This window comes from Candidatus Phycosocius bacilliformis, assembly GCF_003112735.1.
Lineage (GTDB): Bacteria > Pseudomonadota > Alphaproteobacteria > Caulobacterales > Aquidulcibacteraceae > Aquidulcibacter > Aquidulcibacter bacilliformis.
Genome location: NZ_BFBR01000009.1, coordinates 68,420 through 84,423 on the forward strand (window position 1 = coordinate 68,420; position 16,004 = coordinate 84,423).

Annotated in this window: 11 protein-coding genes; 10 read left to right on the forward strand and 1 reads right to left on the reverse strand. The window is 54.5% G+C overall.

Translation table 11 applies throughout. The annotated features are described in order from the left end of the window. Positions 1 to 8: 8 nt before the first annotated feature. From hisC to PbB2_RS13460, 3 genes are all read left to right on the forward strand, one after another. Positions 9 to 1,136, forward strand: coding sequence for a histidinol-phosphate transaminase (gene hisC, locus PbB2_RS13450; protein ID WP_238165024.1), 1,128 nt, complete (start codon positions 9 to 11; stop codon positions 1,134 to 1,136). Beyond that, a complete protein-coding gene (locus PbB2_RS13455) occupies positions 1,136 to 2,098 on the forward strand; it encodes a prephenate/arogenate dehydrogenase family protein (protein ID WP_108985852.1) in 963 nt (320 codons plus the stop codon). Before hisC ends, PbB2_RS13455 begins: the two co-directional genes overlap by 1 nt. A 109-nt stretch (positions 2,099 to 2,207) precedes the next feature. After that, on the forward strand, positions 2,208 to 3,437 hold the full coding sequence (locus PbB2_RS13460; RefSeq protein WP_108985853.1) for an EAL domain-containing protein: 1,230 nt from the start codon (positions 2,208 to 2,210) through the stop codon (positions 3,435 to 3,437). Here PbB2_RS13460 and PbB2_RS13465 read toward each other — a convergent pair. Next, on the reverse strand, positions 3,434 to 4,951 hold the full coding sequence (locus tag PbB2_RS13465) for a tryptophan halogenase family protein (protein ID WP_108985854.1): 1,518 nt from the start codon (positions 4,949 to 4,951) through the stop codon (positions 3,434 to 3,436). The genes PbB2_RS13460 and PbB2_RS13465 overlap by 4 nt on opposite strands. A 405-nt stretch (positions 4,952 to 5,356) precedes the next feature. Here PbB2_RS13465 and PbB2_RS13470 point away from each other — a divergent pair, with 405 nt between their 5' ends. The 7 genes from PbB2_RS13470 to PbB2_RS13500 all read left to right on the forward strand — a co-directional run bounded on the left by PbB2_RS13470 (position 5,357) and on the right by PbB2_RS13500 (position 15,972). Then, complete coding sequence (locus PbB2_RS13470; RefSeq protein WP_108985855.1) at positions 5,357 to 8,098, forward strand: TonB-dependent receptor; 2,742 nt, start codon at positions 5,357 to 5,359, stop codon at positions 8,096 to 8,098. A 122-nt stretch (positions 8,099 to 8,220) separates the two neighbouring features. Beyond that, entirely contained in the window at positions 8,221 to 9,729 is a 1,509-nt protein-coding gene (locus tag PbB2_RS13475) for a tryptophan halogenase family protein (protein WP_108985909.1), read from the forward strand. A gap of 43 nt (positions 9,730 to 9,772) precedes the next feature. After that, positions 9,773 to 12,163, forward strand: a complete 2,391-nt coding sequence (locus PbB2_RS13480; protein ID WP_108985856.1) for an alpha-amylase family glycosyl hydrolase — start codon at positions 9,773 to 9,775, stop codon at positions 12,161 to 12,163. A 109-nt stretch (positions 12,164 to 12,272) separates the two neighbouring features. After that, positions 12,273 to 13,112 carry an alpha/beta hydrolase gene (locus tag PbB2_RS13485; RefSeq protein WP_192576345.1) on the forward strand — a complete coding sequence of 280 codons (840 nt, stop codon included), beginning with the start codon at positions 12,273 to 12,275 and terminating at the stop codon, positions 13,110 to 13,112. Positions 13,113 to 13,244: 132 nt separating this feature from the next. After that, complete coding sequence (locus PbB2_RS13490; RefSeq protein ID WP_108985858.1) at positions 13,245 to 14,141, forward strand: SDR family oxidoreductase; 897 nt, start codon at positions 13,245 to 13,247, stop codon at positions 14,139 to 14,141. Beyond that, positions 14,138 to 15,109 (forward strand): nucleoside hydrolase, encoded by a 972-nt coding sequence (locus tag PbB2_RS13495; protein WP_108985859.1) that lies wholly within the window; start codon positions 14,138 to 14,140, stop codon positions 15,107 to 15,109. The genes PbB2_RS13490 and PbB2_RS13495 overlap by 4 nt, the downstream gene beginning before the upstream one ends. Beyond that, positions 15,106 to 15,972 carry a ribokinase gene (locus PbB2_RS13500; RefSeq protein ID WP_108985860.1) on the forward strand — a complete coding sequence of 289 codons (867 nt, stop codon included), beginning with the start codon at positions 15,106 to 15,108 and terminating at the stop codon, positions 15,970 to 15,972. The genes PbB2_RS13495 and PbB2_RS13500 overlap by 4 nt, the downstream gene beginning before the upstream one ends. Positions 15,973 to 16,004 lie beyond the last annotated feature (32 nt).

Below are 16,004 nucleotides of genomic sequence, written 5' to 3' on the forward strand. Positions count from 1 at the left end.
ATAAGGCCATGCCGGGCGCACAATTCGTTATGCAACGAGGTCCACTTATGTCCGTCGCCCCACTGCCAGGAATTCTCGACATCGTTCCCTACAAGGGCGGTGAAGCTAAAGTTCCTGGCTTTGAAAAGCCTTGGAAGCTCTCGTCAAATGAGAATCCTTTGGGTTGCAGCCCAAGGGCTTTGCAGGCCTATAGAGCTGCCGCCGATGAACTTGCGATTTATCCTGATGGTGAGCATGCTGGCCTTCGTACAGCCATTGCCCATCGTTATGGCCTAGATGCGAACCGAATCATGTGCGGGAGTGGTTCTGACGAAATCTTCCAATTGCTTGGCCGCGCCTTTCTCGATCAGGGTGATGAAGTGGTACAGTCGGCACACGGCTTCTTGGTTTACCGTCTTACAGCTCAACAAGCGGGAGCTGTCTGTATATCTGCGCCTGAGACAAATCTAACCGCTGATGTCGATGCATTATTGGGTTGTGTCACAACCAAGACAAAAATTATGTTTTTGGCCAATCCAAATAATCCAACAGGGACCTATTTGCCTTATTCCGAGATAAAGCGACTCCACGCAGGCTTACCCAGCCACGTCTTACTGGTTCTGGACGCAGCCTACAGTGAGTATGTCCAGACCAATGACTATTCTTCAGGTCTCGAATTGGCTGGGCAAGAAGGCAATGTTTTGATGACACGCACGTTCTCAAAAATCCACGGATTGGCAGCCGCTCGGGTTGGTTGGTGCTATGGTCCTCAATTGGTCATCGACGCTCTCAACCGAGTCCGTGGTCCGTTTAACATAAGCGCACCGGGCTTGGCTGCTGCCGAAGCTGCAATCCTTGATCAGGATTTCGCCAACAAAAGTATCATATTCAATGCGCAGTGGCTCGCATATTTGACCCAAGAAATACGCTTACTTGGGCTGGAAGTAACTCCAAGCGTTGGGAACTTCTTGTTAGTGCGCTTCCCCGGCGAAAACGGCAAGACTTCATCGGCGGCGGATAACTTCCTGCGGGAGCGCGGTCTTATCGTGCGGGCAGTTAAAGCCTATCAATTGGATGATTATTTGCGCATCAGCGTGGGCCTTGAGGAGCCAAATCGTCTTTTGGTGGCGGCACTCAAAGACTTTATGGCAAGCTAATGACCGCGTCTCCTCCGATCTTTGACACACTGGCCATCATTGGGGCCGGTCTGATCGGTTCATCCGTGGCGAAAGCCAGTCGTGCTCGTGGCTTGGTCAGACATATTGTTCTCTATGACCGAGACCCTGCAGTGAAGGCCCGGATTGCTGAACTTAAACTGGGCGTCATCGCAGATAGCCCGGAAGCGGCTGTGGCGCATGCAGATGCCGTCATACTGTGCACGCCGCCCGGCAGCATGGGAGAAATTGGCACATTGATTGGACCACACGTCAAGCCCGGTGCAATCATAACCGATGTTGGGTCTGTTAAAGAAGCGATCATCGAACAATTGCGCCCTGTCCTGCCAGAGCATTGCTTCCTGGTCCCGGGTCACCCAATTGCAGGAGCCGAACGATCTGGCCCTGATGCTGGGTATTCAACACTATTTGAGGGCCGTTGGGCGATCCTGACACCAATTGACGATCCGCGCCCCACCTATCAGGATGCAGTACGCAAGCTTACCGATCTTTGGGAAAGCTTAGGTGCCCGCGTTGAGTGCATGGACCCCATCCGTCACGACCAAGTCCTGGCCATGACCAGCCATTTGCCTCACTTGATCGCCTTTTGTGTGGTAGCCACAGCTCAAGATGTTGAGGCCGTCACCGACAGTGAAGTCGTGAAATACTCCGCCGGTGGCTTCCGCGATTTCACTCGAATCGCCGCATCAGACCCGACAATGTGGCGCGATGTGTTCTTAATGAACAAGGAAGCCGTCCTTGATCTCTTGGGACGATTCTCGGAAGATCTGACCGCGCTGCGTCGCGCCATTCGCTGGGGCGACGGCGATACCCTATTCTCCACATTTGAGCGGGCGCGCAAAATGCGCCGAGAAGTCATCGAAGCTGGCCAAGATACTGATGTTCCCAATTTTGGGCGCGATCTAACCACAACAAAATCAGGACTACAGTCAGAAAGTCATTGATTTCCTGTGCGGATCGCACCACGAGTTTGGCCTATGGTAAACTAAGCGTTAACCAGTTCAGTCTTCATGTGTGGATGAAGGATTTTAATCCACATTTCGGGAGAAACCCGTGCTCGCTGCCGCCCATTTCGTGCTCTTTTTGACTTATTGCATTGCAGCGATCGGCTTGGGTGCGGGTGCCTATTATGTGCAGGGAGCCGGCGCGGGTGTTTCTATCTGTATGGGCGGGCTCCTTGCTGTGGCCTGTGGTTTGTTCCATCTGGCTTTCACCCCACGCGAGGCCAAATTGGCGCGGACTGAACAAGCCAAAATCGATGGTGAGTTCCAAGCAATCAAAGACCAGCAAGTTGTTACTCGGCAGGAAATCGAGACTCTGAAAACGACGCTTGCCGAAGATGCTCAAGCCCGCGAGGCAGCTTTGGCTCGCGAAGTGCGCGAGATTGCTCTTCTTTTGACAAATTATGTCCAAAAAAACGAACGGCGGCGTGAGTCCGTTGCCCAAGATGGCATCAAATTGGCTCCGCGCCTATCAGATCGTAGCCTTTTGGCTGCCGTTCGATCGGCACTGGAAGAAAATCGTGTCGAATTGCATTTGCAGCCGATCGTTGCGTTGCCTCAGCGAAAGATCGTCTACTATGAAGGCTTCACACGCCTCCGCGATCCATCTGGGGCGGTAATCCTTCCAAGTGAATTCTTGAGGGTGGCAGAGCCGTCAGGTTTGGTCGGCGAGATCGATAATTTGCTACTGTTACGATGTGTTCATATTGCGCGCCGCCTTATCAAGCATGACAGAAGGATTGGAATCTTTTGCAACATTTCAACCACGAGTCTGGGAGATGAGACTTTCTTCCCCCAATTCATCGCCTTCCTGCGTGACAATAAGGACTTGGCCAATTCCATTATATTTGAGCTAACGCGTGATTCTTTCGAGCGTATTCCCATGGCTGCGGAGCGCAACATGGGAAGGCTCTTCGACCTCGGTTTCCGTTTCTCCATCGATCGTTGCGAGACTCTCGATTTTGATCTGCGCAAACTTGAGCGGATGGGTGTGCGCTACGTTAAGATAGCGGGGGATCGCCTAATCCAGCAACTCGTTGAAGCCAAGACTGTGCCCGTCACTGGCCTGAACCGCCAATTCGAACCTGCAGATGTTTCCGCCCTATTCTCCCGCTACGGTGTTGAACTGATTGCCGACCGGGTGGAAAGTGAGCGGACAATCGTAGAAATCCTAGAGCTCGATATCACTCATGCACAGGGCAATTTGTTCGGCAAACCAAAATCAAGCAACGAGATTATCAAAGCTAGCGAGGAAGGGCCACGCTTGCGCATGGTCAGCTAGGTCTCAACAGTTGCTGCCTGACAGTTTTGAGCTATAAACATTCTGTGGGTCGGCAAAGTTTCTGCTGTTTCGGCCATGAGTTTCTTCAGACTTGCCAAATGCCGATCTGCTTCGACTTGTGGACGAGCGTCAACAAGTGGGTCATAGCCACTGGGTTCCACGAATTGGCCTAGATAGACTGCCAGCCAGCTTGGATTAAGAAAGAGCTCCGGTCCATCTGACACCATGCGACCATATTTCCGGAAATGAGCCAGTTTATAAGCAAGTGTGTCGGGCAAACTCATGTTCGCGCAATATCGCCAAAGCTCCGTATCGGTCCGCTCAGTGGCGCAATAGTGTAAAATCAGGAAATCGCGGATGCGTTCCCATTCGTAAGTGGTAAGCCGGTTGAACTCAGCTTCCAGCACCGGATCAATCTCCTTGTCCGGAAACAAGGCAAGAAAGCGAGTGATGCCGGTCTGGATCAGATGCAAGCTGGTCGATTCCAGCGGCTCCATGAAGCCTGCTGCCAGCCCTATGGCGACACAATTCTTGTTCCAAGCCTTCTTTCGGCGACCGGTGGTAAAGCGCAATGGCCGGGGATCGGCTAAAGCCTTGCCATCTAGATTGGCCAACAGCGTACGCTGCGCCTCCTGATCACTGATAAAGTCACTAGAATAAACGTAGCCATTGCCGATGCGATGCTGCAACGGAATCCGCCATTGCCAGCCCGCTTCGCGAGCCGTAGACCGAGTATAAGGAGTAAACTCGCCGCCATGCGCACAGGGCACTGCCACAGCCCTGTTGCAGGGCAGCCAATGCGACCAATCTTCATAGCCAGTCTTTAAGGCCCCCTCAATCAGTATGCCGCGAAAGCCCGAGCAGTCGACAAAGAAGTCGCCTGCCACCACTCTGCCATCTTCCAACCTCACGAAGTCAATGCGGCCATCCTTTTGGGACAAACCAACATCGGCAATCTTTCCTTCGAGCCTCTTGACCCCGCGCGCCTCGGCGTAGGAACGCAGATAGCGTGCATAAAGCCCGGCATCAAAGTGATAGGCATAATCATAAGTCGACTGGATTAAGCGGGGATCTTGAGTCGGTGGCGCAAAGCGTCCACGCTTTGCCACTTGCCAAGCCATCGTGAAATCGTCCAACGACCCCGGCGACATTCCACGCTGACGTGCCCGCAGGAAATACTGGTGCAGCGGGACCATATCAAAATCTACACCATAAGTTCCAAACGGATGGAAATAACGATGGCCTTGACGGCCCCAATTCACAAACTCGATGCCAAGCTTAAAGGTACCCTTTGTCTGGACCACAAACTCCCGTTCATCAATGCCGAGGCTCCGATTGAAAACCTTGATCGGAGGAATAGTGGCTTCGCCGACTCCAACGGTGCCAATCTCGTCGGATTCAATTAGCGTAATCTCGCACGCGCGACCGGCCGCATTTGCGGCCGCGGCAGCGGCCATCCAGCCGGCAGATCCACCCCCAACGATCACAAGGTTGTCCAGATTCCGGTCCTGCATGCGCTCATTTCCTCCCCAATGAAGCCTCAGCTCGGTTATCTATCTATCGCGCAACTTGCGTGCATTCTTTTTTAAACCCCTCACGCTGATATAGCCGGAGGTGCCAAATTGACCAGCGTAGGCTGTTGCAAGCCTGCACCAGTCTGGCTGCCTTGTCGCATTTACCTGCATTCATGGCCACTTTGCCATTGCACATTGGTTGCAATTTTGTCATGTAGCTTTCCTACACGTTCACAAATTAGTGTTGGTTGAACGTCTTTTGAATGCTGATTCAAGGCTCTTGGGTCAGTCTAGGGCGCAGGATATCGCTGAGCGGTCTAACATGAGACTGACAATTGGCGTGTTCTGCCATGAATCACAGGCGGGTCCGTTGCGGTCGGACAGGCCTTATTGGGAGGAACCGCGATGAATAGTCACTCAGAATCACGCCCCGGCGTGTCGCGTTCGCGTTTGCTGGTCGGTGCCGTGTCGTCATTTGCCATGCTGGCAGCCTTAAGCGGGACAGCCCATGCACAATCCACCAACACGACTGAGGCCTCAGACAAGGATGTTGAGACCATCGTTGTGGTTGGTATCCGTCGCGGGATTGAAAACTCCATTAATGCCAAAAAGAGCTTGGGCGTGATCGCCGAAGTCGTTTCGGCTGAAGATATTGGTAAATTGCCCGATGTCTCGATCGCTGAATCACTTGCCCGTCTGCCAGGCGTTGCCGCCCAGCGGATCGATGGTCGGGCGTCGCAATTGTCAGTTCGTGGCCTAGGCCCAGATTACACCACCACCCTACTCAACGGCCGCGAGCAAGTCTCAGTTGGTGATAACCGCGGCGTTGAATTTGATCAGTACCCTTCAGAACTCTTGGCTGGTGCTGCAGTCTATAAGACCCCGACGGCGACCTTGTTGGCGCAGGGCGTTGCAGGTACCGTTGATCTTCAAACCATTCGTCCCCTGAAGTTTGGCCGTCGCCAATTCGCAGTCGGTGCGCGTTATGAGCAGAATGACCTTGGCGCGTTGAACGCTGGCACCTCTGAGAATGGCAACCGCGTGTCGCTAGCCTATATCGATCAATTCATGGACGGCAAACTGGGAGTAGCGTTAGGCTATGCCCACATGGAATCCCCATATCAGTCTAACCGTTATGAAGCTTGGGGATATCCAACAGTGGGTTCCAACCCATTCAACGTTCCGGCTAACACATTTGTTATCGGCGGGGTAAAGCCCTATGCGCTGTCAGGAAATATCACCCGTGATGGTTATATGGGTGTCATCGAGTTCCAACCATCTGAAACGCTGACGCTGTCGCTGGATGGCTATTATTCGAAATTCAACGACGAGCAAATTTTGCGCGGCATTGAATTGCCATTGTGGTGGTCGGGTGCCCAATTGCAGCCACCCCCAACTGCTGTAGTAAGCAATGGCATCATCGCTCGCGGTACGTTTAACGGCGTCAAGGGCATAATTCGCAATGACGTCCGTGCCCGAGAAGCTGAATTGTCAGCTCTAGCCGGCAAAGCTGAATGGCAATTCGGTCCTAGGGACTCACTGGTTGTTGATTTGAGCTGGTCGAAGGGTGACCGGACAGACACTGATATCGAATCCTACTCTGGTACGGGTCGCGGGTCGGCCGGTGCGACCGACAATCTGGCTTTCGCAACTGCTGAGGCTGGTCGCTTGGTGTTTAAGCCCAGCATCAACTATGGCGACTACAACACCATCAGCCTTACCGATCCCGGCGGCTGGGGCCAAGCGGGATACTACAAGGCACCCGGCACAGTTGATGAACTCAACACGCTGAAGATCGCTGCGAAGCACGAATTTAGCGGCGACAAGGCAATTAAGTCAGTCGAATATGGTGTTGGCTATTCAGATCGCAGCAAAGAAAAGACTGTGAATGAATGGTTCCTGGATTTGGCTGGTGGTGCCAGTAGCGTGACAATTCCAACCTCGGCACGGGTTGGTCAAACCAATCTTTCTTGGCTCGGCTTAGGTAATGTGGTCAGCTATGACCCTCGTGGCTTCCTCGGCACGGTCTATTCACTGCGTCCGAATACAGCTGCCGACGTAGCAATCAAAAGCTGGTTGGTTGAGGAAACTCTGATCACCGCCTTTGCTAAGTTCAATATCGATACCGACGTGGGCAGCTTGCCGTTGACAGGTGATTTCGGCGTTCAAGTCGTCAACACCGACCAAAGCTCAACTGCTCGGGGTCGCAGCAACTCGAACGCGACCTTGGTGACCAAGACTGAAGGAACCGACTATACGTATGTTCTGCCCAGCATGAACTTGGCGTTCGCGCTAGACAATGACGCCAAGATCCGCGTTGCATTGGCCCGAACGCTTTCACGTCCTCGCATGGATCAGATGAATGCGGCCTTCAGCTACAGCTATGACAGCTCGATAGTCCCGACCCGCGGCACCCGCTGGTTCCAGAATTCGGGCAACCCATTGCTGCAACCTATTTTGGCTCAAGCTCTCGACGTCAGCTACGAAAAATACTTCGGTCGCCGCGCCTACTTCGCAGTTGCCGGCTTCTATAAGAACCTCGAATCTTGGATCGTTGACAGTGTCGAACGTCCGTTTGATGCAACTGGTTTGATTGTGCCGACAGGCGCACCCGCAAGCCCAACCACAGTTGGTATTGCAAGCTCGCCCGGAAATGTGAAGGGTGGGTTCATTAGGGGTGTTGAATTCACCGCTTCGTTCCCGTTCGATCAGTTCGTGCCAGCCCTTGAAGGCTTTGGTGCAAACTTCAGTGCCACCTATAATGACAGTAGCATCAAGCCGATCGCTGGTCAGCCTGCGACAAAAGTGCCTGGCTTGTCAGAGCAGATTTTCAACACTTCGATCTACTACGAGCGCTATGGCTTCCAAGCGCGCCTTAGCAACCGTTACCGTTCAGACTTCACTGGTTCGGTGGTTGCCTTCGGTGCAAACTTGGAAACCCGCAGCATACAGGCAGAGTCGGTACTTGACGGTCAAATCGGATACACTTTCCAATCTGGCCCTCTGAACAATCTGTCAATCCTGTTCCAAGTGAATAACATCACTGATGAGCCTTTCACCACGCTAATCAATGATGACGAGCGTTTGGTGAAGGATTATCAGGAATATGGCCGTACCTTCTTGGTGGGTGTGAACTACAAGTTCTGATCTTGACAGATCGGTAACGTGATAACCCCCGTCGGCCTGCGCTGGCGGGGGTTTTCTATGTTGTGATTTGCCCGTTGAAACGGCCTGTGTCAGGCAGGTCTGAGCGCAAGGAGAAGCAGGCTTTGGACGCACAACCTATTGAGAGAATTGTCATCGTTGGTGGTGGCACCGCGGGTTGGATGACCGCCAGCGCCTTGGCCAAGGTGCTGGGTCCCCGCATCTTGATCGACCTTATCGAAAGCGATGAGATCGGCACAGTTGGCGTCGGTGAGGCCACCATCCCGCAGATCAACATTTTCAATTCAATCCTCGGCATTGATGAAAATGAGTTTGTTGCCAAGACCAATGGCACGTTCAAATTGGGTATCGAATTCGTCAATTGGCATCGCCAGGGGGAGCGCTATATCCACGCTTTTGGCGGTATCGGTCATAATCTTGGCTTCGTTCCCTTCCATCATCATTGGTTGCGGCATCAGAAAACCGGCAAAGGACGCTCACTTTGGGACTATTCGACCGCCGGCCAGGCAGCCTATTGCAATCGCTTTGACCGGCTTGAGCGGCTAGGCACTTCGCCACTGCCCGGTCCAACCTGGGCCTTCCAATTTGATGCAGGCCTCTACGCGCGCTTCCTGCGCCAGTTCGCCGAACGCCTTGGCGTCACGCGGAACGAGGGGAAAATCGGCTCTGTGGCGCTTGACCCACTTACAGGCTTTATCGCCTCCGTCAGACTTGAAACAGGCCGCGAAATCCCCGGGGATCTCTTCATTGATTGCTCTGGGTTTCGCGGACTGCTGATCGAAGAGGCCTTGAAGACCGGCTATGAAGATTGGACTGAGTTTCTGCCGTGTGACCGGGCGCTGGCGGTTCCATGTGAATCAGTCAGCCCGCTAACGCCCTATACACGAGCGACGGCCCGTCAGGCTGGCTGGCAATGGCGCATCCCACTCCAGCATCGCATTGGCAATGGCCACGTCTATTGCAGCGCCTTCATGAGCGATGATGAAGCTGCCCAAGCCCTGTTGGCCAATCTGGACGGGCGGGCGCTGGCCGATCCCAAACCGCTGAAGTTCACCACAGGTCGACGCAAGAAATTTTGGAACAAGAATTGTGTTGCTGTAGGCCTAGCCAGTGGCTTTATGGAGCCGCTGGAATCAACGTCCATCCATCTGATCCAATCCGCAGTGAGTCGCCTGATTTCCCTATTTCCCAACAAGGCCTGTGACACCGTGTTGTCGGATGAATACAACCAACAGGCTGGCGAGGAATATGCCCTCATCCGGGATTTTCTGGTTCTCCATTATCATGCCAATGCGCGCACCGACTCGCCCTTCTGGCTGGCTTGCCAGACCATGAAAATCCCCGACAGCTTGGCCCATAAGATTGACTTGTTCCGTGCGACAGGACGCATTGAACGTCGGCCGAATGATCTCTTCGCCGAGCCGAGTTGGCTACAGGTTCTGTTAGGCCAAGGGATTGAGCCCAGATCCTATCATGCACTGGCTGACAATCTGTCTGACCAAGACTTAGATGAATTCATGACTAATGTCGCCACCATCATTGATAAGGCTGTCGCCAATATGCCAAGCCACGATGACTTCATCGCCCGGAATTGTCGAGCCATTTTGGGGTAATCCCCGCTGCATCCAGCCAGACCAGACCTTAAGGAGGAATTCCATGCCCCCCCCTGCCCTGCGCCGCTGCCTGCGTCTCCTAACCGCGAGTTTGGCACTTTGTACAAGCGGCTTTGCTGTTGCCGGCGAGCCCATCAAGCCAAGTCTGCGCGCTGAACTTGCCAGCCCCACAGCGATCTGGGCACATCTGGAAGGGGTCGAGCGCTCTTTTGCGCCCTCTGAGTGGCGCCTGGTCGCTAGCGACAATCAGGAAATTGCCATCGCGACCATCCTGCCGAATGAGGCCGAAACCAGTCTGATCATACCAGCACAACCCATCGACATGAAAGCCTCTTACCGGCTTGACTATAAGTCGCAGAATTTATCAGCCCGGGTACGCCCTGATGCCTGGTTTCGCACCCTTTATTCGCCAAAGCCACTTGGGGCCAATGTGTCAGCAGATGGCCGTACAACACGGTTTGCTATTTTCTCACCGCGCGCAGAGAAGGTTCGCCTCTATCTTTATGATGCGGCAGGGGCAAAGCCTGAAGAGGCACGGCAAGTTATCGATATGGTCCGTGACGACAATGGCGTCTGGGCGGCAGACCTTAAGGGCGATCTTAGCGGCACATTTTACGACTTCACCGTCCATGGCAAACCCGGCCCAGGTCGCTTCTTCTATGAAAGCCACCCGGTGCATATCTCGGATCCCTACGCCCGCGCCAATGCTGAATCCTATGGCAAGAGCCGGGTCATGGCCAAAACACGCCCAGCCCGCCCACTCGCCAATGGTCGCCCCAAAATGGAGGATGTGGTGGCCTACGAAGTCCATATTGAGGATTTCACCCGGCAATTACCTGTAGCCGATGACCTGAAAGGCACGATCCCGGCCTTTACGATCCCAGGCTTGCGCAGCAAGAAAGGGCAGAAAATTGGCTTCGATCATCTTGTCGATCTGGGCATCAATGTTGTCCACCTGCTGCCGATGCAGGAATTCCTGCATTATCCTGCAGCCGAATGGCAAGAGGCATTTGCAAAAGACCCCGAAATGCAACGCCTCGGCGTGGCCGGGCTCAGTTACGAATGGGGCTATCGCACCACTCATGCCTTTGCCATTGAGAACACCTATCGACGAAAAGGTAGCGATTATGGTGCAGAACGTGAACAATTCCGCGATCTCGTCCAGGCCTTCCACGATCGCGGCATTGCAGTGATTGTCGACATTGTGCCCAACCACACCGGCGAAAACATGGATGGGCGCAACATGTTGTTCAATTTCAACGTGCTGGACCGGGATTATTATTATCGAACCAGCGACGCGGGTGAACATATTGGTGTTTTCGGCAATGAAGTGAAAACAGAAGATCGGCCGATGACCCAGCGCTGGTTGATTGATCAGGCCAAGGCTTTGATCGAGGAGTTTGGGATTGATGGCTTCCGCATTGATCTGGCCGGCCAAATTGACCAACAGACATTGATTGCTCTTCGGGAGGCAGTCGGGCCCGATGTCATCATCTATGGTGAGCCCTGGATTGATGTGAGTGACCCCATCGTGCGGGCAAACCCGGATTGGGACTGGTACAAGCAAGATGCTCCGATCACATTCTTCCAAGATGATACGCGCAATGCCTTGGTCGGCTCCCCCTTCAAGCTCGATGACAAAAGGACTGACCGCGGCTATGCCGGGGGCAATGCTGCACAGCGCGCCAATGCCATGAAGGCCATTGCCAATAGCTGGCCTGAAGAAGCCGGTTCGACCAATCTTGGGATCAATTATGCGGATATCCACGACAATTGGACGCTGGCCGACCGGTTTGCAGACCGCAATTGGAATGGTTTGGAGGGGGTCGACGAGGCCCCCTACCGGGTCGCCGCGGGCCTTCTGCTCACCAGTCTTGGACCCATTGTCTTGCATGGCGGGTCGGAAATGATGCGCTCGAAAGGGCTTGCCCCGAAAGAGGATGTCATACGCTACACCGCCACCGGCCCCATCTATTTCAAGGGTCGCCACGACACCTATAATGTCCGCACACCAAATGAATTTGTCTGGTCAGATCTGGATCGCTCACCAAAGACTGGCGCGCCAGACGATTTTGTGGCGATGAACGGCTGGTGGCGCGGCTTGATTGCTTTTCGCAACAGCGATGCTGGGGAAGTGTTCCGGGTCGCTAAGGTGCCAGGGCCAAATTACATCAACTGGATCACACCCGAAAATGAAAACCTATTGGGCTATTTCATTGGCGGTGAGGTGCTTGTGCTGGCCAATGTGGGCAGCACACCGGCCAAATTTGATGGCGTCATCGTCCCCCAAGGAAACTGGCGCAAGATTGCAGATGGCAAGACCATCGACCATCTGAAAGGCGTGGGAGGTAAAGACGCCACGCTGCTCGGGGGGGCGTCTGTAACCCTAGACAGCCCCGCCCAGAGCCTGCAGATTTGGGTTCGCACACCTTAGGCTCTCAAAATGAGTGAGTATCTTTATGGACCGACGGACACTATTGACCGCCACAAGCGGTATGGCGGCAGCTTGCTTCTTTCCCGCTTTTCCAAGGGCTAGCAACACGATGGTCATTCGCTATGAAGCCATGCCCAGTCGTTTTACCGGGGCGCGCAATGTCAGTGTTTGGCTGCCGCCTGATTATCAGACGTCTAAGCGCCGTTACCGGGTGCTCTATATGCATGACGGGCAAAACATCTTTGCTGGAAGCCATGCTTTTGGGGGCGAGTCGTGGCGCATTGATGCCGTCATGGAAGCACGTGCAGCTGAGGACCCTGATCATGCCGCCATTGTGGTGGGAGTCTGGAATACCAAAATGCGTGCACAAGACTACACGCCAACTGGTATTGAAAAGGCAATGGACTCTGAGCTCAGAACCCGCGCGATTGAAGAAAATGGCGGCGCGTCTGGTGCCGATGGTTATTTGAGATTCCTTGTTGAGGAACTTAAACCCATGATCGACCGCGATTATCGAACCAAGTCCGATCCAGCATCGACCTTTATCATGGGCTCCAGCATGGGCGGATTGATATCAGCCTATGCCATTTGCGAATATCCCCATGTGTTCGCTGGCGCAGGCTGTCTATCGACTCATTGGCCGATTGTCTGCCGAGGCCAAGTGTATAAGACCCATACGTGCGACACCCAAGCGATGATCAAGGCGATCACCACTTATCTCGATCAGAAACTGCCCCGACCCGGAACACATCGCATCTGGATGGACCACGGGACGCAAAATCTTGATTCAATCTATGCACCCTATCAGCAAGCCGTTGACCAGATGTTCACAGCCAAGGGCTGGCGGCAGGGCGTGGATTTTGAGAGCCGCATCTATGACGGAGCCGATCATAATGAGGCATCTTGGCGCGCCCGACTTAAAGAGCCCCTCGCCTTCCTCTTGGGCTGAGTGTCACATCTGGCGACATAACCGGGGGCTGACAGCTGGCGAATAATCGCCATAGTGACGTGGCTTGATAAAAATCACGGGCTGGCAAGACTGCGTCCGCCACACCAGGCACAAAAGGGGAGTGCGCCATTTATGGATCCTAAGAAGCTGATGTTCCGGCCCGGCCTGATGGCGGGCGAGCGCATTTTGGTCACTGGCGGGGGCACAGGTCTCGGCAAGGAAATGGCCGAAGCATTTCTGGCTTTGGGCGCTGAGGTATATATTCTGGGTCGTCGAGGAGCGGTTCTGGAAGAGACGCGGGACGAATTAATGGGTCGGCATGGCGGACGGGTTGTTGCCGTACCGTGTGACATTCGCAATGCGGAGGCAATCCGTGACGCGATAGACCTTATCTGGGCCGATGGAGGCACCCTGACTGGCCTGGTGAATAATGCTGCAGGCAACTTCATCTCAAGAACCGAAGATTTGTCGCCCCGCGCCTTCGACGCCATCGCCAATATCGTATTTCGAGGCACTTTCTATATGACATTGGACATCGGCAAACGTTGGATCGCCGAGGGCAAGTCGGGAAATGTCATCAATATTCTCACGACCTGGGTATGGAATGGTTCAGCGTTCACTGTGCCTTCGGCTATGTCGAAATCAGGCATCCGCGCCATGGCTGAATCCCTGGCAGTAGAATGGGGCCGCTATGGCATTCGGTTCAATAATATCGCACCCGGTCCCTTCCCGACCAAAGGCATGACCGAGCGGCTGTCGCCGGGTTCGAGCATGGATTCGGCAGAACGGCAAAGCAATCCTTTAGGACGGGTTGGCGAAATGACCGAGCTGGCCAACTTGGCCGTCTTCTTAATGGCCAAGGGTGCCGAATATGTGAATGGTCAGACCATTGCCATAGATGGGGCGGCTTATCAGGCCACAGGGGGCAATTTTGCGGGATTACGTGCATGGGATGACGCCCAATGGGAGGCAGTCCGTACCATGATTAAGGCAAGCAATGACAAGGATAAGGCCGCCAGAACCGTATGACTCATCACCGCGCGCCCATTTCTCTTCTCATTGATTGTGATCCCGGAGTTGATGACGCAGTTGCCCTTGCCCTGGCATTGGCAGCACCTGACCGGGTGACTCTGCTCGGCATCACCACAACGGCGGGCAATGTTGATCTCAGGCGGACCACACGAAACGCCTGCTTGATCCGCGAGATTGCGGGGCGGCTGGATGTTCCCGTTCATTCCGGACATGCCCGACCGATGACGCGTGAGCCGGTCATAGCCGATGATTTCCATGGTCCGGATGGACTTGGCCATTATCCGATCACCCCGCTGGAATCGGGTCCAAGCTCTGAGGATGCCATTTCATTCCTTATACAGACAATCGACAGCCATCCCGCCGGTACCATCGACCTCGCGGTGACAGGGCCCATGACCAACATCGCCGTGCTGATCCGGCAGGCACCAGAGGTAGCCAAGAGGCTGCGCCAAATCATCATCATGGGTGGAGCGCGACGTGAAGGTGGAAACATCACCGCATCGGCTGAATACAATGTCTATGCAGATCCTGAGGCGGCCGACATTTGCTTGAACTCAGGCTGCAAGCTTATCATCTTGGGGCTCGACGCCACGCATCAAGTCCGGGGGACCCAAGGCTGGATTGATGCCATCAATGCCCTTAACACGCCGCTGGCCACGTTGGTCGCCGAGATGCTGGCGTTCTCCAATGCGCTGCCGGCAAATCTGGTGGACACCGCTGAACCAGACAAGCCAGCCCCCGGCGCACCGCTGCACGATCCCTGTGTCATAGCCTATTTGCTGGTGCCCGAAGCTTTCACTTGTCAGCCCTGCCAGATCCGGGTTGAAACTCAAAGTGAACTCACACGGGGCCATACTGCGGTGGAATTCCGCCATCAGATTGCCGATGGATTCAATGCGCTGTGGGTGACCCAAATTGATGCGACTGCTGTACTCGACCTCCTGTTAAAGTATCTGGCCCGATGACACACCAACCTCGCATCCGAGTGATCGGTTCCATCAATCTCGATATCGTCGCGCGGGTTGAGACGCTGCCGCGACCTGGCGAGACCGTCAGTGGCGGCATCTTGGCGCACTATCCCGGTGGAAAAGGGGCCAACCAGGCCCTCGCAGCCCGACGCCTGGGTGCCGAGGTCGAGCTGATTGGAGCGGTTGGTCGTGACGATGCGGCCAGTCAAGCCTTGGCCATCCTTCGAGCGTCTGGTGTTGATTTGCACGGGGTCAAGGTCCTGGACGCAATGACCACCGGCGTTGCCCTTATTGGTGTCGACAGACATGGCGAAAACCAAATCATCGTCGCCCCGGGGGCCAATGAACAAGTCTCTGAGGCTACCCTGCCCGTTTTCGACCAAATGGTTGATGCCACTTTGTGCCAACTCGAGCTGCCCGTCGCAACCATTGAACATGTGGCAGCAACAACCAAGGGACTCTTGTGCATCAATCTCGCGCCAGCCCAGCCTTTGCCGCCGTCCATTCTCAATCGGGCCGATATCCTGGTCGTGAATGAGACCGAGTCGGCCTTTTATGGTGACATGCTCGACAAGAGCCGCTCACTGATTATCAAGACTTTAGGGTCACGTGGCGCGGTTGCCATCCAGCATGGACGCGAGATCGCCCGCGCTGCGTCGCCGAAGATAGACCCAGTCGATACGACTGGTGCCGGTGACACCTTTGTCGGGGCCTTCATGGTGACATTCTTGAGAGAAGGATCGGTTGCAAAGGCGCTGACCTACGCCTGTGCGGCGGGGGCGGCGGCAACCCTGACGGCCGGGGCGCAGACATCCATGCCGACCCCCGAGCAGGTTTTGGCTCTGTTGGCGCAGAGCTGATTTGGTCCAAATGGCCTGTTGGCCCGTATGAA